Here is a 668-nt window from a genome sequence, read left to right on the forward strand (position 1 = left end):
GAGCAGGTCGATGACCGCGGCCCGGTACTGCGGCTCAGCGGACGCCTGCGCCCAGTCCTGGGCGGCGATTCCAATGCTCTCGGGAGCGTCGTCGGGCGTGCTGTCAGCGGCGTTGGGCGTCTCCATGACGCGCACAATAGTCCGCCTGGGGGCACGCGGAAGCCCCTGGTCAGCCCCGGCGGCCCCGGGCGGTCCCGAGTGTGTTCATCGTCGCACTCAAACAAGCCTCCGGATGGAGCGCCGTATCCGGGGTACAGTGGTAAGGAGCCCGCCCATTATCGGCGGGTCGTTCCACGCATGCGGATGCCCGGTCGGTGGCCCGATCGGCTCCAAATCGACCGCCCTCCACGCGGCGCGTATGAGACATACGTACGGCGAGAGGGAACCGCTCGCGGTGTGCGCGCCTGAGCGGAGGCAGTGGTCCCGCGCCATCCGGCCCGTCCCCGGTCGGCCAAGTACCCGGTGCGGTACGACCCCCTTCGCCGCCTCGCGCCGCGTCTCACAGAAGAGGCAAGCATCCTGTCTACGTTTAGAGAACTCGGGATTCTCCCCGAGACCGCCGAGGCCCTTGAGGCCGTCGGCATCACGTCCCCCTTCCCCATCCAGGAGATGACGCTCCCGGTGGCCCTCAGCGGCTCCGACGTCATCGGCCAGGCCAAGACCGGCAC

Annotated in this window: 2 pseudogenes; one reads left to right on the forward strand and one right to left on the reverse strand. The window is 69.2% G+C overall.

Annotated elements, in window-relative coordinates:
* Nucleotides 1-126: pseudogene (locus KUM32_RS44445) on the reverse strand (tRNA 2-methylthio-N6-isopentenyl adenosine(37) hydroxylase MiaE-like protein); the annotation flags it as partial.
* A gap of 336 nt (nucleotides 127-462) precedes the next feature.
* Between KUM32_RS44445 and KUM32_RS38885 the strand changes: the two are divergent.
* A pseudogene (locus KUM32_RS38885) lies at nucleotides 463-668 on the forward strand (DEAD/DEAH box helicase); the annotation flags it as partial.

The sequence above is a fragment of the Streptomyces sp. AC627_RSS907 genome (assembly GCF_019049165.1).